The following is a 21,827-nucleotide window of genomic DNA, read 5'->3' as shown; positions in this document are numbered from 1 at the left end:
TAAATATGTTTTTGAATATAAACAATTAAAAATGAGGGTTTTTTTTATTTCATATGAATTTATCATTGGATAAAATAAAAAAATTTTGGATAGATCATTTAATTACATAATTTCGCCTGAGATATCTGAATTTAGAAGATTTTCCCCTAAATTAAAAATAGGTGTACTAGCTTCTGGGAAAGGAACAAACTTTCAGGAATTAATTGATCTCTCAGAAAAAGGAGAATTAGATATAGATATAAAAGTTCTAATAACTAACAAAGATGATGCAGGATGTATAAAGAGAGCTGAAAGTAATAAAATACCTCACAAAATTATAAGAGGCAAAGACTTTTCGCAAAAAGAACTATTTGAATTAGAAATTATAAATACTTTAATTCATTACGATGTTGAACTTGTAGTTATGGCTGGCTGGATGAAAATTGTTTCTCCTTTTTTTATTAATAAATTTAAGAATAAGATAATAAATATTCACCCTTCATTACTTCCCGCATATAAAGGTGGTTCTGCGATAAAGGACTCTGTATTAAATGGTTCAAAAATAACTGGTTGTTCAGTACATTTTGTAGAAGAGGAGGTAGATAGTGGATCATTGATAATGCAAGCTGCATTGTCAATTAGAGATGATGATGATATTGAATCACTTTCCAAAAGGATACAAATGCTTGAGCATAAAATTTTACCTCACTCAATCTCTCAAGCTGGGTTTTTGATAAGAAGTAATTTTATGGAAAATTATTAGTTAAATCAAGACCTTCATCCATTGAAAATCCACTCATAAGATTTAAATTTTGAATTGCTTGCCCAGTCTGACCTTTTAACAAATTATCAATTGCAGATAAAATAATAATCCTCCCATTTCGAATATCGACTTTAACAGAAAGGAAAATTTGGTTTGTATTTTTAACCCATTTTGTTGATGGGAATGTATCTACAGGTAAGACCTTAATATTTTTGAAATTTCTATAATAATTATCCAAAAGAATTCTGCAATCATCAGAAGTTAATCCTGGATCTCTTAATCTCCCATATATAGTCGAATGCATACCCCTTGATATCGGTACCAAATGTGGAGTAAAGAGCAGTTCAATTTTATTTCCAGATATTAAAGATGCTACCTGTTCGATCTCTGAGGTATGTCTATGGTTAATCAATCCATATGCTGATAGACCTTCTCCACATTCTGATAAAAGTAGCTTTTGGTTTGGTTCTCGACCACCACCAGAAGTTCCGCTTTTAGAATCAATTACTATACCTTCATTTTCAATAATTCCTTGAGAAAGATAAGGAACTAAAGGAATAAGAGCAGATGTTGGATAGCATCCTGGACAGGCAATTAATCTTCCTTTTGAAATGGCTTCTTTATTTATTTCGGGAAGACCGTAGACTGCCTCTTTACATAAATCGTCATCATTCCTTTTATAAATAGCAGCTTCTTTGGAATATACATTTTTCCATTCATCTAAAGACTTATATCTGTAATCAGCAGATAAATCAATAACTTTAAGTCCCCGATCTAATAATTTCCTTGTCAATGTTGAAGATAGTCCATTTGGTAAGCAAAGCAAAGCAACATCTGCATTTTTTGAAATATTATCTACAGAAATTTCTTCTATATAGGGATCATTATCTAGATAAATAAAAGGAAAATTTTCATTCCACTTTGATCCAGATGTTTTATTACCTCCTAAAAATGAAATTTTGTATTTTTTTATTTTCTTTAAAAGATTTACCGCTTGAATACCGCCGTAACCAGTAGCACCTACAATTGCAACATTCATTTCTTTGAATTGGCAGACTTTGAGATAGGATTATAAAGTGTTGAATTTAAGGTAACTAAAACACTATTTTTCTATATTGATAGGAATAATGAAAGAAACAAGTCCCAAATCAAATAATGGAACAATTTTGGATATAAATGAATCTTTTAAAATTGAATTTGATCCTATCAGCGATGCGTTGGCAGCCATAAGAAATGGTGAATGCATAATTGTTGTAGATGATGAAAGAAGAGAAAATGAAGGAGATCTAATATGTGCGGCTCAGTTTGCTACTCCACAGCAAATTAATTTTATGGCAACTGAGGGACGTGGACTTATATGCCTAGCAATGCAAGGCGAAAAACTTGATTCTTTAGATTTGCCATTAATGGTAGATAGAAATACAGATGAAAATCAAACCGCTTTTACGATATCAATTGATGCTGGACCTGAAAATAATGTTACTACTGGAATTTCTGCTGAAGACAGGGCAAAGACAATTCAAGTTGCTATAAACCCAAAGACAAAACCAGATGATTTGAGAAGGCCAGGACATATTTTTCCATTAAGAGCTAAGAAAGGTGGAGTATTAAAAAGAGCAGGTCATACTGAAGCGGCAGTAGATATTGCGGCGATGTCAGGTCTTTATCCCGCTGGAGTTATTTGCGAAATACAAAATCCTGATGGTTCCATGTCAAGACTTCCTCAACTTAAAGAGTATGCAAAACAGTGGGGAATGAAATTAATATCCATAGCTGATTTAATTAGTTATCGTTTCCAAACTGAGAGATTTGTATTTAGAAAATCCGATGCGGTACTTCCAAGTATTTTTGGTAATTTCAAAGCTTATGGATATGTTAATGAACTTGATGGTTCAGAGCACGTTGCATTAGTTAAACAAAAATCATTCAAATTAAGCGAACCTGTATTAGTAAGAATGCATTCAGAGTGCTTGACTGGCGATGCTTTTGGATCTTTACGTTGTGATTGTAGACCCCAATTAGAGGCTGCCTTATCAAGGATAGAAAAGGAGGAAGAGGGGGTTGTTGTTTACTTAAGGCAAGAAGGCAGAGGTATTGGTCTAATAAATAAATTAAAAGCTTATAGTTTGCAGGATGGTGGATTAGACACTGTAGAAGCTAATGAAAAATTAGGTTTTCCAGCTGATCTCAGAAATTACGGAGTTGGAGCACAGATATTAACCGATCTAGGTATAAAAAAACTAAAATTACTTACAAATAATCCCAGAAAGATTGCTGGATTAGGTGGTTATGGAATAGAAGTTATTGAGAGAGTTCCATTAGTAATTTGTCCAAACGATAATAATGCAGAATATTTGAGTGTAAAAAAAACGAAGCTAGGTCACATGATTGATGAAGATAATTCTAATTCAAGAAATATCGATCCATTTATATCAATATTTCTTGACGGAAAATATAAATCTATTGATCTAGTTCCAATAAAAAATAACGTTATTAAATTCTGTAGTGATAAGAAAATTAATATTAAACTTGAAAGTACTCCAAGATTATTGGCTTTTTGGAATCGACCAAAATTAGTTTGGCGAATTTTACATGATAAGAATAGAACCAATTCCAACATTACTAATGAAGAGATAAAGAATATAGAATTATTTATTCAATTTTTATCCAATTATGAAAATAGTACAAAGATTGGAATTATTGTTTCTAGAAACATTGAACAAGCATTACACCCAAAAAGTAGTATCAAATTAATCAATACTAAATTTTCAATAAATAATGAAATCTTGTATTCATCTACAAGAAAATTTAATCTAGATAAAGAGACATTTAGTATTGTTTTTGAGAGCTAAAAACTATTTTAAAGTTGCCTTTAAAATTTTTGACCCATTAGTAAGCTTTAGCACTACATCCATATCATCAGTCTTACCAAAAACTGTATGAACTCCATCGAGATGGGGTTGTGGTTCATAAACTATGAAAAACTGACTTCCACCTGTATCCTTTCCTGCATGAGCCATAGAAAGTGAGCCTTTTAGATGTTTATTGGAATTAATTTCACATTTTATATTATATCCAGGCCCACCAGTTCCAGGCATACCTGATGCTCCATTACGAGTATTTGGACATCCACCCTGAGCCATAAATCCAGGAATAACTCTGTGAAATGCTAGACCATCATAAAAACCATCACTAATTAGGCTCGTGAAGTTTTTAACTGTATTAGGTGCATCGTCAGAGAAAAATTCAATATTAATGTTCCCAACTTCTGTTTCAAATAATGCAGCTGTCATGTTTTATTTGTTTAGTAATTAATAAATATTTTAGTAGCTAAAGCAACTTTTCAAGGTTTTCCTTAATAGTGTTTATATCAATGCTATCTTTATTACTGTTTTTCTCTTCCTCCCAATTTTCAACTTCTAGGTTTTTATGGGGTGGTGAAATTAATAACCTATCTTCAGCGGTTTTAGGTACAAAATTTTTTTCTACTAGTTTGCATTCATAATCTAATTTAATACAGAAATCTTTTATTTCCTCTATATTAATCATCTCAACCGTTGGCAAAGGAAAATCTTGAGCTTCTAGAAGACCACAATATCTTGTTGCATCATCCTTATCTTCAAACATAAGAACGATGGTCCTTCCTTTAAGTTCGATTGAATGAATTCCTTCCTTATCTGTTCCTGAATTATATAAAAGAACAAATACGTTCATAAGTATCGATTTTACTATTTATATAATATTTGATTAAGAATCAGAAAGTGATAATTCTTGTAATCTTGTATATAAAGCAATTTCTTCATCATTAATATCAGCAGGTATCACTACCAGGATTTCAACATATTGATCACCTACATTATCTTCGAAAGCTAAGCCCCTCCCTTTCATACGTAACATTCTTCCCGTGGATGATTTGGGTGGTACTTGAAGTGTGACATTTCCATCAAGGGTAGGAACCTCTACTGCACAACCAAGAAGAGCATCATGAGGAAATAACTCTAATTTATACAGAACTCTTAAACCATCAATTCTTAGACCACTTTCCGTTTGAACTTTTAACTGTAGATAATGATCTTTACCTCCTCTTGCAATATTTTCAAGTCTTAATCGCCATCCATCTCCAGCGAATGGAGGTGTATCAACTTCTACTACAGTTTCATCTTCAAGCTCAATTAAAATTGAAGCTCCATTTAAGGCCTCATCAGGAGTTAATTCTATAACTGTTTCAATATCTTGGTGGAGTTTAACTGGTGGCGGCTCTTCTGGAGAGGTTGTAGGGTATTCATAATGATTAAATTCATCATTATTTGTATTTGTCGAATCATCCTCATATGTTTCGTTTTCATAATCATCGGAATTCTTTGGTGAATATTCATATCCAAATAATGAATCAAGATAATCATCAAAATCAGGAAACCCAGTCTTGAAATTATTATTTTCGTTATCACCATGGACATTTTCATCCCCATTATTTTTTTTTACATTAGGATCACGAAGATATTCGTATGCTTCGTTAATTAATTTAAATCTTTCTTCCGCATTAATATCATTTTTATTTAAATCTGGATGCCATTTTCTCGCTTCTCTTCGAAAGGCCTTTTTGAGTTCTTTATCATCGAAATCAGGGGGTAAACCCAAAATCGACAAATAGTCTTTTTTAGAGGAAGTAGTCATTGTCCCATGGATCATCGTCCCTAGAATTACCATACCTCGAATTTTTATAATTTCTATTCATTTGATTATCCCAAGGGTCATCATCCCAATAATCATCAGAAAAGAGTTCATCCTTTAATGATCCAAATGTATTTTTAATACCCTGTAAGGGATTATTATCAGTTTTCTTTTCAGCAGCAAATTTTCTATTTAATCCGAATAATGCTTCTTGTAGAGCACTTACTGATATTTCTAATTCTTGAGGATCATCGTAATCTATATACTCTTCAACATCTTGAATAGCCAATTCAACAGCTCGTTGTTGCCTTTCGGCCCCATAAGGGCCAAATTCTAATGAGGCATCTCTAAGTCTTCTCTCAGCTTGCGCAATCAGAGTTAAAGCACTATTTTTTCTATCAATAACAGCTCTTGTCTTTCTATCTTCATTTGCTTTTGCTTTAGCTTCTTCAATTATCGAATTTATTTCTTGTTCATTTAAATTAGAACCTCCAGAGATTGTAACTGTTTGCTTTCTTCCGGTTGTCCTATCAGTAGCACTTACTTCTAAAAGACCGTTAGCATCAATATCAAATGCCACCTGGACTTGAGGTATCCCTCTTGGAGCTGGAGGTATTCCTGATAGTCTAAATTTACCAAGGGATTTATTTTCAGAGGCTAAAGGCCTTTCTCCTTGCCGTACTTGAACAACGACTGATGATTGATTAGCTTCAGAAGTACTAAAAACATCAGATTGTCTTACTGGTATTGGCGTATTACGAGGGATGAGCACTTTCATAAGACCACCAATAGTTTCTAAGCCTAAAGATAAGGGAGTAACGTCATTTAGTAGTAAATCTTGTAAATCACCACTAATAATTCCAGATTGTATCGCAGCTCCAACTGCTACAACTTCGTCAGGATTAACTGATTGACAAGGATCATTTGGAACAAGGGTCTTCACCAATTGTTGAACCATTGGAATTCTTGTGCTGCCTCCCACAAGAACTACCTCATCAATATCTTCAGCGCTCCACCCAGAATCATCTAAGGCTATTTGCACAGGCTCTAATAATCTATCTAGTAAATCTTGTGATAATGATTCAAATATTTTTCTATCTAAGGTTTCTTCAATATGTAACGGCCCTTCTTTACTTGTTGTGATAAATGGTAAAGATATTTTTGTTTTTTGTAATCCTGACAATTCACATTTAGCTTTTTCAGCGGCCTCAGTTAATCTCTGTAAAGCTTGTCTATCCCTTCTTAGGTCAATATCATTTTTAGCAAGAAATTTTTCTGCTAGCCAATCAACTATTTTTGAATCAAAATTATTTCCACCTAGCTGTGTATCACCACAAGTTGCTTTCACATCAAATACACCATTAGAAATTTTTAATAATGAAACATCAAATGTTCCTCCTCCTAAATCAAAAACCAAAACATTATTAGAAGAACTTTTTTCAAAACCATAAGCTAGAGCAGCAGCAGTAGGTTCATTTAGAATTCTATCTACTTTAATACCAGCTAATATTGCAGAATCCTTTGTAGCTTGCCTTTGAGATTCATTAAAGTAAGCAGGGACAGTAATAACAGCAGAATCAACAGTATCTCCAAGATAAGTTTCAGCATCATTAATTAATTTTCTAATCAATGAGCTCACTAATTCTTCTGGTGCATACTCTCTTTCTGTATTTGGACTAAGAACCCTAACGCTTCCATTGTTATTAGCCTTTACGTTATAAGGAACAGAAATACTATTCTCATCTAATTCATCCCAGTCACTACCAATAAATCTTTTTAGGTTATAAAAGGTATTCTTGGGATTTAGAACAAGTTGTCTTCTCGCCTGGTCTCCTATTACTATTTCCTTTTCTTTTGTAAATCCAACAATTGAAGGTGTAGTTCTAGATCCCTCAGAATTTGCAATAACAATTGGACGACCAGCTTCTATAACTCCGACTACAGAGTTAGTAGTTCCTAAATCAATTCCAACTATTTGCCCCATGATTTTAGATTGCTAAATTAAAGCAAAATTTACTAATAATTTAATTAATTTTTATCTTAGATATCTACATATAATAGTAAAAATCAAATATTTTCAACTTAATTTAAATAAATAAGATTATTTATAACTTATCAAAAAGATTACTATCTATTTTAAAAGATTCTTTAATGACAAATGTGTTGATGTAGTTAACCAAAATAAACTAATATAAAACGGAGAGAGAGGGATTCGAACCCTCGATAAAGTTGCCCCTATACAGCATTTCCAGTGCTGCGCCTTCAACCACTCGGCCACCTCTCCCAAGATAACTATTTTAACCCTTGATCATCCCATTTTAGAGGAAAGTTATTTGAAAAAGACTTTCACAGTCACGATTAAAAATAAAGAAACCGGAAAGGTCTACCAAGAGCAGGTTAATAGTGACGAATATATACTTAAGGAATTTGAAAAGAAAGGTTTCAAACTTGCATTTTCATGTAGAAATGGTTGCTGTACAAGTTGTGCAGTTAAAATTAAATCTGGTACTTTACATCAACCTGAAGCAATGGGTGTATCTCAGGCATTAAAAGACAAAGGTTATGCACTTCTTTGTGTAGCTAAAGCAACTTCAGATCTTGAGGTAGAAACTACATATGAAGATGAAGTTTACGATTTACAATTTGGACAATATTTTGGCAGGGGAAATACAAGAGTTGCGCCACCTTGGGAATTTGAGGAGGATTAACTATCATGTTTGAATTAAGTGAAATAGAGGAACTTGCAAATCAAGTAAACTTATCTAATTTATATGAAATAGCCAAGAATTCCGCTCAAATTGGTAATGAAATTTTAAAAGTTAATTACAATAAAATTCAGAAAATATCATCAAAGGGTAGGAAGGGTGATCTAGTTACCAATGTAGATTTGGAAGTTGAAAATAAAATAAAAGAATATTTATTAGAAAAGACACCAAACATATCTATAAATGCAGAGGAATCGGGTAAATTAACCAAATCTAGCGATTTAACGTGGTGTATAGACCCATTAGACGGTACAACAAATTATTCCCATGGATATCCTTTTTTTGGGACTTCTATTGGTCTTGTGTATAAAAATAAGCCAATAATAGGCGCTATATCAGTACCTTATTTAAATGAACTATATTCTGCCTGTTTAGGTTTAGGATCATTCTGCAATGATAGTGAACTTAAAGTATCGAATCCTTCTAATCTATCTGATAGTCTTCTTGTAACTGGTTTCTCTTATGACAGATTTGAGACAGAGGATAATAATTATGCTGAATTTTGTTATTTAACACATAAAACTAGAGGCGTTAGAAGAGGAGGTGCAGCAGCTGTTGATCTAGCATTTGTTGCGGCAGGTAAGGTAGATGGATATTGGGAAAGAGGATTGGAAGTATGGGACCTAGCGGCCGGTGCTATTATTGTTAAAGAGGCTGGTGGTATTATTTCTGATTATCCATCAGGCGAATTTAATTTAAGTTCAGGAAGAATTTTAGCTTGTTCTCCCTGCCTTGAGAATGAATTAAAAAATGAACTAGATAAAGTTTCTCCATTTAAAAAAAATCTGTATACCTAAAATTAGTTAAATATTCAAATGTCAGATATAAAAGAAATTAAATTAGTCGATGTAAAAAATAATTCAAACATCATAAATAATTTAAATAGTATTTATAAACTTTGGGGATATGAAGAGGTTTCACCATCATTTATAAATACTTTACAGACCATAAAAGGCCGTGGCGTTATTGACGAAAATCAGGTTGTAGGAATAGTAAGTAATAATTCATTATGTCTTAGGCCAGAAATGACAACATCAATTGTTAAATTATCATCTACAAGATTAATAAATAAGAAAAGACCTATAAGATTATTCACTAATGGAATGGTTTTTGATAAAAAACAAAATAATAAAAATTCATTTAAGTTACAAGAAAAATTGCAGAGTGGAATTGAATTAATTGGATATGATACAAAATACCCAGAAATTGAAGTTATTAATATTTTGTTTGATTCAATCGATAATATTAATTTGAAGGACGGTTGTAATTTATTTCTACTAGTAAGTACCACAAAAATAATGGACTTGATACTGAACAAATATAAGAATAATAATTTTGAAGAAATTAAGAAAAGTCTGGTTAATTTTGATCAAGATAATTTATCTAAATTAGGAATAGATGAAGATGATAAATATATTCTTAAAGATCTTTTATTCACACGAGGAGAGCCAATTGCAATTTTAAAAAAATTAAAAACTATATATGGTACTAGTAAAACATTAGATGACTTAAATTTTTTATTTGAAACATTATCAAAAATATCAAATAAATATGGTGTTAAATTACAACTTGATCCCACTTTTCAACCTCACTTGAATTTATATGAAGGAATAGTTTTTCAATTAATAGGGGATAATGGTAAAAATAAAAGCGTAATCGCAAAAGGCGGAAGATATGATGAGTTAGTAAGATCATTTAGTCCTAATGAGAAAATATTTAATGGGATTGGATTTACAATTTCAGTAGACATTTTAAGAAATTTAATTAAGGAAGAAAAGACAGATAAAAAAAGAATTTTATTGATGTTTAAAGATTCGTATTTGTTAGAAAAAGGTATGAATGAACAAAAAGAACAACAAAAAAGAGGAAACATTGCCGTCTTACATTTAAATCCATGTGATGACTTGGCTAAAGCCAATCAAATTATGAAAGAAAACAATTGTAGTGAGATTTTGTGGGTTAAATAAAACCTTTTAAAAGTTTATTTAAGTTTTAAAATTCAAATATTGTTCGGACAATACTCCTAATTAAACTTGATTAACAAGTTTTTAAGAAATATTATTTAATATGTTTGATTTTTTTTAAATGGAAAAAGGCGAAATTCGTATTAATACCGAAAATATTTTCCCAATTATCAAGAAGGCAGTATATTCTGACCATGAAATCTTTTTAAGAGAACTTGTTAGTAATGGTGTTGACGCAATTAGTAAAAGGAGAATGGCCTCTATGGCTGGTGATTGCGAGAATACTGAGGAGGCTCAAGTAAAAATAACAATTAACCGTGAAAAAAGTACGTTAACAATTTCCGATAATGGAATTGGAATGAATGATGAAGAAATTAAGAAGTACATAAATCAAGTTGCATTTTCTAGTGCTGAAGAATTCCTAACAAAATACAAAAAAGATAATGATGAATTCATAGGTCATTTTGGACTAGGTTTTTATTCAAGTTTCATGGTGGCAGATAGAGTTGATATATTAACTAAGTCGGCAATTGGGGAATCAAAAGCTTTCAAATGGTCTTGTGATGGATCGCCAAATTTCACGTTAGAGGAATCTGAAAGAGAAACAATTGGTACAGATGTTATTCTTCACCTACTTGAAGAAGAAAAAGAGTTTATCGAGCCTGAAAGAATTAAATCACTAATAAAAAAATATTGTGATTTTATGCCAATAGATGTCTTATTAGAAGGAGAGACAATTAATAAGAAAAATCCTCCCTGGAGAAAACAACCTAGTGAATTAAAAGATGAAGATTATATTGAGTTATATAAATACCTTTATCCTTTCCAGGGAGATCCACTGTTATGGATTCATCTAAATACAGATTACCCATATGACATACAAGGCATTTTGTATTTTCCAAAGTTGTCAGGTAGAGCTGATTGGGAAAAGGGAGAAATAAAACTGTTTTGCAATCAAGTATTCGTAAGCGATTCAATTAAAGAGATAGTACCAAAATACCTTTTACCTTTAAGAGGAGTTATTGACTCTACAGATATACCTCTAAATGTTAGTAGAAGTGCATTACAAACAGATAGAAAAGTAAGGTCTATATCATCATTTATCTCAAAAAAAATCGCTAATAAACTGAAGGATTTGATAAAAAATTCTCCAGAATTTTATGCAGAAATTTGGGATTCAATCTCTGCTTTTATTAAAATTGGTGCTATCGAAGATGAAAAATTTGCTGATTTAGTTAATAACAGTATAATTTTCGAAACAATTTTAAACTCAGAGAAAGACGTAACTAAAGATATTGAAAATAAATCCCTGATCAAGTCCAATGATAAATATTTCACAACTCTCGCAAATTACAAAGAGCGAAATAAATTAACTGATTCTAAAAAAATAATTTATTGTTCAGATCTGATTGCACAGTCTAGTGCATTAAATATCTGTTTATCTGATAATAAAGAAGTTATTAAATCAGATCCCTTAATTGACGCACAATTTCTTCCATGGTTGGAAAGTAAAAATGAAGATTATCAATTCCAAAGAGTAGATTCAGAAATAAATGAACTAGAAGATAAAGAATCTAAAGAAATTGTAGATAAGGATGGCAAATCAAATACAGATAATCTTAGAGATACGATAGTTAAAGCCCTTAAAAATGAGAAAGTAACAGTTAAAGTGCAGTCACTTTCAAGTAAAGATGCTCCACCAGCGATGATCTTGCTTCCAGAACAAATGAGAAGAATTAATGATATGGGTGCTTACATGGAACAAAAGATGCCTGGCTTACCTGAATATCATGTGCTCTTAATTAACAAAGAACATCCACTTATTGTTGGTCTTAATAAAATTACAGGCAACAAAATAATTATTGATGAAAAAGATCCTATTGAGAATCCATTAGCCTCTAAAATTGCTAATCATGTCTACGATATGGCTAAGCTTTCCGTTGGTGGATTAGATCAAGAACAGATAATTAATTTACAAAATAATAATGCCGAATTAATTTCAGAACTACTAAATTCAACAAATTGAGTCATGTGTTAGAATTTTTAAAGATATAACTCAATTAATATGTCAAGAGCTTGCGAACTGACAGGTGCAAAAGCTAATAACGGAATGGCAGTGAGTCACTCACATATTCGTACAAAAAAATTGCAACAAGTTAATCTCCAAAAAAGGAGACTTTGGTGGGAAGAAGGGAAAAAATGGGTAAATATTAAAATTAGCACCAAAGCCCTAAAGTCTATACAAAAAGTAGGTTTAGATAAATTTGCCAAATCTAATGGGGTTGATTTAAAAAAATTCTAAATTTGATGAGAAATTTAGTTATAAGTATATTTATATCTTTTATTTTTTTATTTAATTGTACTTCAGTAATCGCTTTTGACTTTGCTCCTGAAGTTGGAGATATTGCTCCAAACTTTCAATTAGAAGGTTTTAATAAAAACATAAAATCAAAAAATATTTGGGAATTAAATGATTTTCAAGGTAAGTGGCTTGTTATGTATTTTTATCCAAAGGACTTTACAGCAGGTTGCACTCTTGAAGCTAAAGGTTTTTCGGAATTAAAAAAAGATTTTTCAAAATATAATGCCGAAATTGTCGGTATTAGTGCTGATAATCAAGATTCTCATGAAAGTTTCTGCAGCGAAAAATCTATAAACTACACTTTATTATCCGATCCTGATGGAATTATTAGCAAAAAATATGGTTCGTGGATTCCTCCATTTTCTGATAGAAATACTTTTTTGATTTCTCCAAAAGGTGAAATTTCTTATAGATGGATAAGTGTTTTACCTATAAATCATGCCAAAGAAGTACTTAATGTACTAAAGAAAAAAATATAAATTTTGCACGAACTTTCATTTGGAACTTGGTTAATTCACATCTCTTCGGTCATTGAATGGATATTTACCATCTTTGTTATAAACAAAATTTCTAAATATAAAAAATACAATTTATTTTTTTGGTTAAGCTTAGCTATGGTTCCTAACTTAATAGGAGCTATGTGCGCTATTACCTGGCATATTTATGACAATCAAGAAAATCTATACGGTCTAGTATCACTTCAAGGAATATTTACATTTATAGGAAATTCAACATTAGCCTTAGCTGCTATAAAGATTTTTAGAGGAGAAGAGACTTATGAATGATTTATTTTTTAAATTTATAGAGAAATTAGGTTCTATTGATAACACATTATTGTTTGCAGTATCAATAATTCCATATGCAATATTTTTGTTTTACTTATATAAAATCAAATCTGTTAATAATTTTGTAAAAACAGGCTTTTCCTTAACTGTTTTATTCGTATTCATAACTATATTAGTATCTATCTTCACACTTAATTACTATGATAAAACCCTTGTTGAGGTTGACCTCCTGCATGGCTTTGCAGAAGCCTTCCTAACTCTAAGTGATTTTGTTATTTTGTTTGGATTTACAAACTTGTTAAATAGCTTAGAAGTAAACAACTCTTAAGACCTTTTACAATTTTGTGTTTTTTGGGTAAAAGTATTAGAGAATATATGAAAATAACGATTTTTTATGTTTACTACATTATTTGCAGCTGCAGATCCAGCAACTTTTTCTTGGTCTCCAAAGTGTGCCGTCGTAATGATTGCATGTAATGTTTTTGCTTATGCAATTGCTAGAGCAACAATAAGAAAACCTAATGAAGGTTTTGAAATACCTAATTCAAAATTCTATGGTGGTTTAAGTCACGCATCAGTTGTAGGTGCTAATTGCCTAGGTCATATTTTCGGAATTGGAGCAATCTTAGGATTAGCCTCACGAGGTGTTTTATAAATATTTATTTATAAAATTTTAAATAACTAACTTAAATTTCTTAATAATTTTATCTGCCATCTGATCAGGCAAAAGCCCTAATTTTTCTTTACTCTGATCAGGTGAAGCATGATCAACTAAAACATCAGGAATACCTATTCTGTATACAGGAATGTTTATTTCATTATCGTTAAATAGTTCAACTATCGCGGAACCAAAACCACCTATTAAAGTTCCTTCTTCCATAGTTACAACTTTTTGAATCCTACTTGCTAGAGGCATAATAAGATTTTTATCAAGAGGTTTAACAAATCTCGCATTAACAATGCATGCATTAATGTTCATATTTTTTAATATCTTTGCTGTTTCGATTGCTGATGCGACCATTGAACCATAAGCAATAATTAAAATATCTTCTCCTTCTTCAAGTATTTCAGCTTCGCCTATATTCATAGGTTCCCAACCCTCATCCATTACAGCTACTCCTAATCCAGAGCCTCTTGGTATTCTTAGAGCTGTAGGACCATTATGGTTTATTGAAGTTATTAACATTCTCTGTAATTCAGACTCATCCTTTGGAGCCATCAATACAAAATTAGGTATAGATCTCATATAACTGATATCGTACTGACCTTGGTGAGTAGGACCGTCAGCTCCAACTATCCCAGCTCTATCAAGTACGAATGATACAGGTAAATTTTGTATCCCTACATCATGAATTAATTGATCAAAGGCACGTTGAAGAAAAGTACTATAAATAGCTACAACAGGTTTAAGACCATCGCAAGACATTCCTGCCGCAAGAGTAACTGCATGTTGTTCTGCTATTCCTACATCAATATATTGATCAGGGATGTTTTTTTGCAATATATCTAAACCAGTACCTGTAGCCATTGCAGCTGTGATACCAATGACTTTGCTATCTTGCTCACATATTTTTAATAAGGTTTGACCAAAAATTTTACTATAACTAACAGGTTTAGGTTTCTTTGATGGAATAGATTTCCCAGTTGTAAGATCAAATGCAGACTGTGCATGATATCCAACCTGATCGGCTTCTGCATATGGGTATCCCTTCCCTTTTGTTGTGACAACATGAACAAGTACAGGTCTTTTAAGTTTATGGGCTGCGTTAAAGGTCTTAATTAAATTAGCAATATCATGACCTTCAATTGGACCCATATATGTAAATCCAAGTTCTTCAAAAACAGCTCCAACCTTAGGCACAGATAGTCGTCTAACACTTCCTTTAATATTTTTGAGTTCTTCTGGGATATCCTTACCAATTAAGGGTATATTTTTTACACTTTCTTGAACACTATCGGACAAAAATTGCAATGGTGGACTAACTCTTACCTTATTTAAGTACGATGAAAGGGCTCCAACAGGAGGTGAAATAGACATGTCATTATCGTTCAATACTACAACTAAAGGAGTATTTGGTAAGTGACCTGCATGATTTATAGCTTCTAATGCCATTCCTCCAGTTAGTGCTCCATCTCCAATAACAGCAACACATTTATAATTTTCACCTTTTCTATCTCTCGCTATTGCCATTCCTAAAGCAGCAGAAATAGATGTACTTGCATGTCCAGCACCAAAATGATCAAATTTACTTTCACTTCTTTTTAAATATCCAGCGACTCCATTTTGTTGCCTTAGAGAATCAAATTGACTGAAACGTCCTGTAATTAATTTATGAGGGTAACCTTGATGTCCTACATCCCAAACAACTTTGTCAAAATCAAGATCGAGAGTTTGATATAGAGCCAATGTCAACTCAACCACACCTAATCCAGGACCAAGATGTCCACCACTAGTAGATACTACCTGAAGATGTCTTTCTCTAATTTGACAAGCAATTTCCTCTAATTGTGAAACTGTTAAGCCATGAAGTTGATTTGGATGACTTAACTCACTTAAAAGCATTTAACAAAAATTGGCATCTATATAATCTAAAACGCCGAGGTGCAAAATGAGTATTTTTTTTGAAATAGATCATGTAATGTTTTATTAGATTAATAATTAATGCTAAAAATATATATATGAATGATTATTTTGAAAAAATACTTCAAGCTGAAGTCTATGAAGTTGCAAAAAAAACACCACTAGAGAAAGCTCATAATTTAAGTAACACACTTAATAATGAAGTTTTTCTAAAAAGAGAAGATCTTCAGGATGTATTTTCATTCAAAATAAGAGGTGCATATAACAAAATGAGTAAGCTAACTAATTCACAGCTTGCTCAGGGAGTAATTACTTCTAGTGCTGGAAATCATGCCCAAGGGGTTGCACTTAGTGCCCTTAAGTTAAATTGCCAAGCAACCATATTAATGCCCGTTACCACACCTATAGTAAAAGTTAATGCAGTAAAAAGTTTAAAAGCAAAAGTTATATTATATGGTGACAACTATGATGAAACATACAAAGAGGCAATAAGGATTAGCCAAGAAAGAAATTTATGCTTTATTCATCCCTTTGATGATCCAGAAGTAATAGCAGGACAAGGAACTATAGCTATAGAACTTGAACAGCAGCTTAAGGAAAAACCTTATGCAATTTATATTGCTGTAGGTGGTGGGGGATTGATATCAGGAATATCCATATACGTTAAAAAAATATGGCCAGAAGTAAAAATAATTGGTGTAGAACCTGAAGATGCTGACGCTATGACTAAATCATTGGAAGAAGAAAAAATTGTGGAACTACCTTCTGTAGGTCAATTTGCAGATGGAGTAGCGGTAAAAAAAATTGGTAAAAATACTTTTGATATTGGTAGAAAATATATAGATAAGATGATTAGGGTTAATACTGACGAAATCTGTGCTGCTATAAAAGATGTTTTTGAGGATACTAGATCCATATTAGAGCCCGCAGGGGCCTTATCAATAGCGGGAATGAAAAAAGATATTTTAAATTCGAATCATTCAAATAGAAAAATGGTTGCGATTGCATGTGGTGCAAATATGAATTTTGAGAGGCTTAGATTTGTAGCAGAAAGAGCAGAACTTGGAGAGTGCAAAGAAGTAATGATGGCTGTTGAAATTCCTGAACGTGCTGGTAGTCTAATTGATTTTTGTAAGTTACTTGATAATAGAAATCTAACAGAATTTAGCTATAGGATGTCGAATTCTAAGAATGCACAGATATTTGTAGGGGTTCAAGTCTATGGTTTAAATGATAAAAAAAATTTATTAAATGTATTTAGAAATTCTGAGTACTCATTTATTGACATAAGTGATGATGAATTATCTAAAAATCATCTCAGACATATGGTAGGTGGAAGATTACCAAGGGATTTTAAAGAGATGGAATATAAAAACTTTATTGAGCTTTTATACAGATTTGAGTTTCCTGAAAGGCCTGGCGCATTAATAAACTTCTTAAATAATATGAAATCTAATTGGTCTATAAGCGTATTTCACTACAGGAATTATGGAGCTGATGTAGGGAAAATTGTCATTGGAGTTTTGATCGATAAAAATGAGATTTTAGAGTGGAATAAATTTGTAAAAATTCTAGGTTATAAATTCTGGGATGAAACTCAAAACGATACATATAGATTGTTCCTTGGTGCATCAGATTAAATTTAAGGTAAATTAGGAAAGATTTCGGTAATTAAAATCAATCAATCTGATCTAAATACCACGCCAATATCTGATATAGATCTAGTTACTAAAGTTGAAGCTGTTCTATATTTAAAGGGCAGACCAATAACAAAAAAGGATCTTTCAGAAATTACTAATTCTGATATAAACTCAATAAATGACGCAATTAAAGATCTAAAAAATAAATACTCTAATCCCAACTCAGCTATTGAATTAAATGCAGTAAATAACTGTTTTTCTCTCGAATTAAAATCTAGTCTAAATGAATTCGTCGATGATTTACTGCCTTCTGATTTGAAAACATCCGAATTAAGGACATTGGCAACTATTGCGATCAAAAAAAAGATCCTGCAATCGGATCTTATACTTCTTCGAGGTTCAGGTGCTTATGATCATATTAAAGAATTAATAGAAAAGAAATTCATCGTCAAACGGAAGCAAAAAGATGGTAGATCGTATTGGCTATCATTATCAGAAAAGTTTTTTCAAACTTTTGCAGTAAGTAATGAATATCTCTCAAATATAGGAAGCGGTAACAATAAGCAGCAATAATAAGTAAATGTTAGGATGTATTAAATTACGACAAGATAATGCTATCTGAGATTTTTGCAGTTCTGGGTCAAACTTTATCAATTTATTCTTTCATATTGATAATTAGAATTTTACTTACATGGTTTCCAGGTATTGATTGGAGTAACGGTGTTTTATCTGCATTAACTTCTATCACAGATCCTTATTTAAACATTTTTAGAGGTATTATCCCTCCAATAGGTGGATTTGATATTTCATCTTTGTTAGCTTTTTTACTTTTAAATGTTATTCAAAATTTAATTACAAATCTACAGTATGCAAGCTTAGGTTATAGCTGAATTTATCTATCATCTCCTGAACCTCTTATCTTGCCTTTAGCAGCTCTTAATTTTAATTTTTCAAGGTTTTGCAATGCAACATCCTCTAAATTGAAATTTAATTCTGTACAAAGATTTGATACATACCACAAAACATCTCCTAACTCTTTTTTAATACCTAATTTTGAATCGTAGTCAAATATTCCATTTTTATCTCTTATAACCTTTTTCACTTTTTCTGCCACCTCACCAGCCTCTCCCACTAAACCAAGAGTTGGATAAATATTATTTGAACCTAAATCTGGATATTGTGCTGTTTCTCTAGCTTTTTTCTGATAAGTTTTAAAATCCATGACTTAAATAACTAACTTTGGGTATGGTAAATTTATTTATATCTAGCAATATTATCTATATATGTCGAATATTGATTTAAAAAGAAGAACAAAAATAGTAGCAACTATTGGCCCTGCGACCCAATCTGAAGAGATAATTACAAATTTAATTAAAGCTGGAGTAACAACATTCAGATTAAATTTCTCACATGGAGATCATAAAGATCATGCTGAGAGAATAAAAACCATAAGGGAAGTATCAAAAAAGTTAGATATAGATATTGGAATATTGCAAGATCTTCAAGGACCTAAAATACGATTAGGACGCTTTAAAGATGGGCCAGTAAAAGTTAAAAAAGGCGATAAATTTACGCTTACATCAAATGAAGTCGAATGTACAAATACTATTGCAAATGTTACCTACGACAAACTTTCTCAAGAAGTTAGCGAAGGGAAAAGAATACTTTTAGATGATGGAAAAATAGAAATGATTGTAGAAAAAGTTGATACAAAAGCTAATAATCTGGAGTGCATGGTAACTGTAGGAGGGGTTCTTTCAAACAATAAAGGTGTTAATTTTCCAGATGTTCAATTATCAGTAAAAGCATTAACAGAAAAGGATAAAGAGGATTTAAAATTTGGTTTATCTGTAGGAGTTGATTGGATAGCACTAAGTTTCGTAAGAAATCCATCCGATATAAATGAGATAAAAGATTTAATAAACACAAATGGGCATTCAACTCCGGTAGTCGCAAAAATAGAAAAATTTGAAGCAATTGATCAGATCGATACAGTTTTACCCTTATGTGATGGGGTTATGGTTGCAAGAGGTGATTTGGGAGTAGAAATGCCTGCTGAAGAAGTTCCTCTTCTACAAAAGGAGTTAATAAGAAAAGCTAATTCATTAGGTATCCCAATAATTACAGCGACTCAAATGCTTGATTCTATGGCTTCTAATCCAAGACCAACTAGGGCCGAAGTTAGTGATGTTGCAAATGCAATTCTGGATGGTACAGATGCTGTAATGCTTTCAAACGAAACTGCAGTTGGCGATTATCCTGTAGAGGCAGTTGAAACGATGGCAACCATAGCAAGAAGAATTGAAAGGGATTATCCACTTAAGGCTATTGAAAGCCACTTACCCAGTACGATCCCAAATGCTATTAGTGCAGCAGTAAGCAATATAGCTAGACAACTTGATGCAGGAGCTATAATCCCTTTAACTAAATCAGGTTCTACCGCTCGAAATGTAAGTAAGTTCAGACCTCCAACACCTATCTTGGCAACTACTACAGAAAGAAGTGTAGCGAGAAGATTGCAACTTGTTTGGGGAGTTACCCCAATAGTAGTTAAAAATGATGAAAGAACAGCAAAGACTTTTAGTTTAGCTATGCAAATTGCTCAAGAGATGGGCATCCTAAATCAAGGAGATTTAGTAGTTCAAACCGCAGGTACATTAACAGGAATTAGCGGCTCTACAGATTTAATAAAAGTCGGTTTAGTAAGAAAGATTGTATCAAGAGGAATTTCAATAGGGGAAATCGGTGTTACAGGTAAAGCAAGGATAATTAAAAATAATCTTGATATATCCTTAATTTGCCCAGGAGAAATATTATTTGTTCCCAAGGAATTAATGAAAAATATTCCACTGAGTAAAAATATTGCCGGCATTGTTACAAACCAAAATGTAAATGATGTTTACGCCTTTTTTAATAAAAATAATAAAAAGATTTCTACAATTTGTAATTTAGAGAATATGGATAATCATCAAATCAGTAATGGCGATCTTATTACCCTCCAGCTTAATGAAGGTGTTATATACATGGGACAAATTGAAGATGATGATGCAATAGATAAATATAAATATGTCTAGGAATATTTCAATAAAAGAAGCCTTAGGCATGGCAACAAAAACTTTAGTTTCGAACAAATTGAGAAGTTCGCTAACAATGCTTGGAATAATTATAGGAAATGCCTCAGTTATTACACTTGTTGGACTTGGTAGAGGTGCTCAAACATTAGCAAAAAACCAATTAAGTAATTTAGGCGCCAATGTTTTATTCATTGTTCCCGGAAATAATGACACAAGAAGAAGAGGTATTTCATTTCCTAAAAACTTAGTTTTAGAAGATGCAATAGCAATAAGAAATCAAGTCCCAACAGTTAAAAAAGTAGCCCCTCAAATCTCTGCTAACGAAATAGTGCAATCAAATTCTAAAAGTTTAAATATATCAATTGCTGGAGTTACTCCTGAATTTCTTGAAGTAAGAAGCTTTGAAGTAGATAAAGGTAGATTTTTATCAAAAAGTGATGTTAATAGTGCAAGAAGTTATGTTGTGATAGGACCTGATCTGAAAGAGGAATTTTTCAAAGATAAATCTTCATCACTTGGAAAAAAAATCAGAATTAAAGACCATACTTATGAAATTATCGGAATATTAAAGCCCAAAGGTGCTGTATTTGGGAGCAATCAAGACAAAAATGCTTATATTCCATTAACCACCATGGTAAATAGGATTACAGGGAAGGACCCGACATATGGAGTAAGTTTAAGCTTCATTAGTGTTGAAGCGATAAATAAAAATGCAACTAGTGCCGCTAAATTTCAGATTACTAACTTATTAAGGCAAAGACATAAAATAATCAGAGATGATGACTTTGCGGTTAGATCACAAGAAGATGCGCTGAACATAGTAACCAACATAACAAGTGGACTAACTTTTTTACTGGCTGGTATTGGTGCAGTATCTTTAGTGGTTGGAGGCATAGGAATCATGAATATTATGCTCGTTTCTGTAAGCGAAAGGACTGAAGAGATTGGACTTAGAAAAGCAATAGGAGCTAAACAGTCAGATATATTAATTCAATTTTTAATTGAGGCATTGATTTTATCTACAATTGGAGGATTAATTGGAACAACAACAGGATTATCAGGTGTTTTTCTTTTATCTCTGATAACACCACTTCCTGCATCGGTGGGAATTACAACTACTTTTTCCACCATGATCATTTCAGGATCAATAGGTTTAATCTTTGGCGTTTTACCTGCTAAAAGAGCTTCTAAATTAGATCCAATTGTTGCATTAAGAAGTTTATAAATAGAATTTATAATAATG

Annotated in this window: 23 protein-coding genes and 1 tRNA gene; 16 read left to right on the top strand and 8 right to left on the bottom strand. The window is 31.9% G+C overall.

What is annotated here, in order from left to right; translation table 11 throughout:
• Positions 1–85 precede the first annotated feature (85 nt).
• Positions 86–742 carry a phosphoribosylglycinamide formyltransferase gene (gene purN / locus A9601_RS13755; RefSeq protein ID WP_011818409.1) on the top strand — a complete coding sequence of 219 codons (657 nt, stop codon included), beginning with the start codon at positions 86–88 and terminating at the stop codon, positions 740–742.
• Here purN and argC read toward each other — a convergent pair.
• Complete coding sequence (gene argC, locus A9601_RS13750; RefSeq protein WP_011818408.1) at positions 726–1,781, bottom strand: N-acetyl-gamma-glutamyl-phosphate reductase; 1,056 nt, start codon at positions 1,779–1,781, stop codon at positions 726–728. The two genes, purN and argC, sit on opposite strands and share 17 nt — an antisense overlap.
• A gap of 88 nt (positions 1,782–1,869) precedes the next feature.
• On the opposite strand from argC, the gene ribBA reads away from it, so the two are divergent.
• The gene (gene ribBA, locus A9601_RS13745) at positions 1,870–3,594 is read left to right on the top strand and encodes a bifunctional 3,4-dihydroxy-2-butanone-4-phosphate synthase/GTP cyclohydrolase II (RefSeq protein ID WP_011818407.1); all 1,725 of its coding nucleotides are present in this window, start codon (positions 1,870–1,872) and stop codon (positions 3,592–3,594) included.
• A 3-nt stretch (positions 3,595–3,597) separates the two neighbouring features.
• Here ribBA and A9601_RS13740 read toward each other — a convergent pair whose 3' ends face one another.
• The 5 genes from A9601_RS13740 to A9601_RS13720 all read right to left on the bottom strand — a co-directional run bounded on the left by A9601_RS13740 (position 3,598) and on the right by A9601_RS13720 (position 7,697).
• Positions 3,598–4,035 carry a peptidylprolyl isomerase gene (locus A9601_RS13740; protein ID WP_011818406.1) on the bottom strand — a complete coding sequence of 146 codons (438 nt, stop codon included), beginning with the start codon at positions 4,033–4,035 and terminating at the stop codon, positions 3,598–3,600.
• 37 nt (positions 4,036–4,072) lie between these two features.
• Positions 4,073–4,456 (bottom strand): DUF3110 domain-containing protein, encoded by a 384-nt coding sequence (locus A9601_RS13735; RefSeq protein WP_011818405.1) that lies wholly within the window; start codon positions 4,454–4,456, stop codon positions 4,073–4,075.
• Positions 4,457–4,489: 33 nt separating this feature from the next.
• Positions 4,490–5,449, bottom strand: a complete 960-nt coding sequence (locus tag A9601_RS13730; protein WP_011818404.1) for a DnaJ C-terminal domain-containing protein — start codon at positions 5,447–5,449, stop codon at positions 4,490–4,492.
• The gene (gene dnaK, locus A9601_RS13725) at positions 5,400–7,397 is read right to left on the bottom strand and encodes a molecular chaperone DnaK (RefSeq protein WP_011818403.1); all 1,998 of its coding nucleotides are present in this window, start codon (positions 7,395–7,397) and stop codon (positions 5,400–5,402) included. Before dnaK ends, A9601_RS13730 begins: the two co-directional genes overlap by 50 nt.
• 213 nt (positions 7,398–7,610) lie before the next feature.
• Positions 7,611–7,697, bottom strand: a tRNA-Ser gene (locus A9601_RS13720).
• A 49-nt stretch (positions 7,698–7,746) separates the two neighbouring features.
• Between A9601_RS13720 and A9601_RS13715 the strand changes: the two genes are divergently transcribed.
• The 9 genes from A9601_RS13715 (at position 7,747) to psaK (ending at position 13,944) form a co-directional block, all read left to right on the top strand.
• Entirely contained in the window at positions 7,747–8,121 is a 375-nt protein-coding gene (locus tag A9601_RS13715; protein ID WP_011818402.1) for a 2Fe-2S iron-sulfur cluster-binding protein, read from the top strand.
• 5 nt (positions 8,122–8,126) lie between these two features.
• The gene (locus A9601_RS13710; protein WP_011818401.1) at positions 8,127–8,975 is read left to right on the top strand and encodes an inositol monophosphatase family protein; all 849 of its coding nucleotides are present in this window, start codon (positions 8,127–8,129) and stop codon (positions 8,973–8,975) included.
• An 18-nt stretch (positions 8,976–8,993) separates the two neighbouring features.
• Entirely contained in the window at positions 8,994–10,145 is a 1,152-nt protein-coding gene (locus tag A9601_RS13705) for an ATP phosphoribosyltransferase regulatory subunit (RefSeq protein ID WP_011818400.1), read from the top strand.
• A 118-nt stretch (positions 10,146–10,263) separates the two neighbouring features.
• The gene (gene htpG, locus A9601_RS13700; protein ID WP_011818399.1) at positions 10,264–12,168 is read left to right on the top strand and encodes a molecular chaperone HtpG; all 1,905 of its coding nucleotides are present in this window, start codon (positions 10,264–10,266) and stop codon (positions 12,166–12,168) included.
• Between the two features lie 39 nt (positions 12,169–12,207).
• Entirely contained in the window at positions 12,208–12,444 is a 237-nt protein-coding gene (gene rpmB, locus A9601_RS13695; protein ID WP_011818398.1) for a 50S ribosomal protein L28, read from the top strand.
• Positions 12,445–12,449: 5 nt separating this feature from the next.
• Complete coding sequence (locus A9601_RS13690; protein WP_011818397.1) at positions 12,450–12,983, top strand: peroxiredoxin; 534 nt, start codon at positions 12,450–12,452, stop codon at positions 12,981–12,983.
• A gap of 3 nt (positions 12,984–12,986) precedes the next feature.
• Positions 12,987–13,289 (top strand): DUF2499 domain-containing protein, encoded by a 303-nt coding sequence (locus tag A9601_RS13685; RefSeq protein WP_011818396.1) that lies wholly within the window; start codon positions 12,987–12,989, stop codon positions 13,287–13,289.
• The gene (locus tag A9601_RS13680; protein WP_011818395.1) at positions 13,282–13,617 is read left to right on the top strand and encodes a DUF3593 domain-containing protein; all 336 of its coding nucleotides are present in this window, start codon (positions 13,282–13,284) and stop codon (positions 13,615–13,617) included. Before A9601_RS13685 ends, A9601_RS13680 begins: the two co-directional genes overlap by 8 nt.
• A gap of 66 nt (positions 13,618–13,683) precedes the next feature.
• The gene (gene psaK, locus A9601_RS13675; RefSeq protein ID WP_011818394.1) at positions 13,684–13,944 is read left to right on the top strand and encodes a photosystem I reaction center subunit PsaK; all 261 of its coding nucleotides are present in this window, start codon (positions 13,684–13,686) and stop codon (positions 13,942–13,944) included.
• An 18-nt stretch (positions 13,945–13,962) separates the two neighbouring features.
• Here psaK and dxs read toward each other — a convergent pair whose 3' ends face one another.
• Positions 13,963–15,852, bottom strand: coding sequence for a 1-deoxy-D-xylulose-5-phosphate synthase (gene dxs / locus A9601_RS13670; protein WP_011818393.1), 1,890 nt, complete (start codon positions 15,850–15,852; stop codon positions 13,963–13,965).
• Positions 15,853–15,968: 116 nt separating this feature from the next.
• Between dxs and ilvA the strand changes: the two genes are divergently transcribed.
• The 3 genes from ilvA to A9601_RS13655 all read left to right on the top strand — a co-directional run bounded on the left by ilvA (position 15,969) and on the right by A9601_RS13655 (position 18,400).
• Positions 15,969–17,510 (top strand): threonine ammonia-lyase, biosynthetic, encoded by a 1,542-nt coding sequence (ilvA, locus tag A9601_RS13665; protein ID WP_011818392.1) that lies wholly within the window; start codon positions 15,969–15,971, stop codon positions 17,508–17,510.
• A gap of 66 nt (positions 17,511–17,576) precedes the next feature.
• Positions 17,577–18,083: an SMC-Scp complex subunit ScpB gene (scpB, locus tag A9601_RS18335; RefSeq protein ID WP_071813227.1), complete on the top strand. Its 507-nt coding sequence runs from the start codon at positions 17,577–17,579 to the stop codon at positions 18,081–18,083.
• A gap of 38 nt (positions 18,084–18,121) precedes the next feature.
• Positions 18,122–18,400, top strand: coding sequence for a YggT family protein (locus tag A9601_RS13655; protein ID WP_002807500.1), 279 nt, complete (start codon positions 18,122–18,124; stop codon positions 18,398–18,400).
• Between the two features lie 2 nt (positions 18,401–18,402).
• Here A9601_RS13655 and A9601_RS13650 read toward each other — a convergent pair whose 3' ends face one another.
• Complete coding sequence (locus A9601_RS13650; RefSeq protein WP_011818390.1) at positions 18,403–18,732, bottom strand: nucleoside triphosphate pyrophosphohydrolase family protein; 330 nt, start codon at positions 18,730–18,732, stop codon at positions 18,403–18,405.
• 61 nt (positions 18,733–18,793) lie between these two features.
• On the opposite strand from A9601_RS13650, the gene pyk reads away from it, so the two are divergent.
• Together pyk and A9601_RS13640 are read left to right on the top strand one after the other, a co-directional pair.
• Positions 18,794–20,584 carry a pyruvate kinase gene (gene pyk / locus A9601_RS13645; RefSeq protein WP_011818389.1) on the top strand — a complete coding sequence of 597 codons (1,791 nt, stop codon included), beginning with the start codon at positions 18,794–18,796 and terminating at the stop codon, positions 20,582–20,584.
• Entirely contained in the window at positions 20,577–21,809 is a 1,233-nt protein-coding gene (locus A9601_RS13640; protein WP_011818388.1) for an ABC transporter permease, read from the top strand. Before pyk ends, A9601_RS13640 begins: the two co-directional genes overlap by 8 nt.
• Positions 21,810–21,827: the final 18 nt, after the last annotated feature.

It is taken from the genome of Prochlorococcus marinus str. AS9601 (assembly GCF_000015645.1).
Taxonomy (GTDB): domain Bacteria; phylum Cyanobacteriota; class Cyanobacteriia; order PCC-6307; family Cyanobiaceae; genus Prochlorococcus_A; species Prochlorococcus_A marinus_O.
Note: the sequence above shows the minus strand (reverse complement) of the source record. Positions and strands in the feature narration are given on the sequence as shown.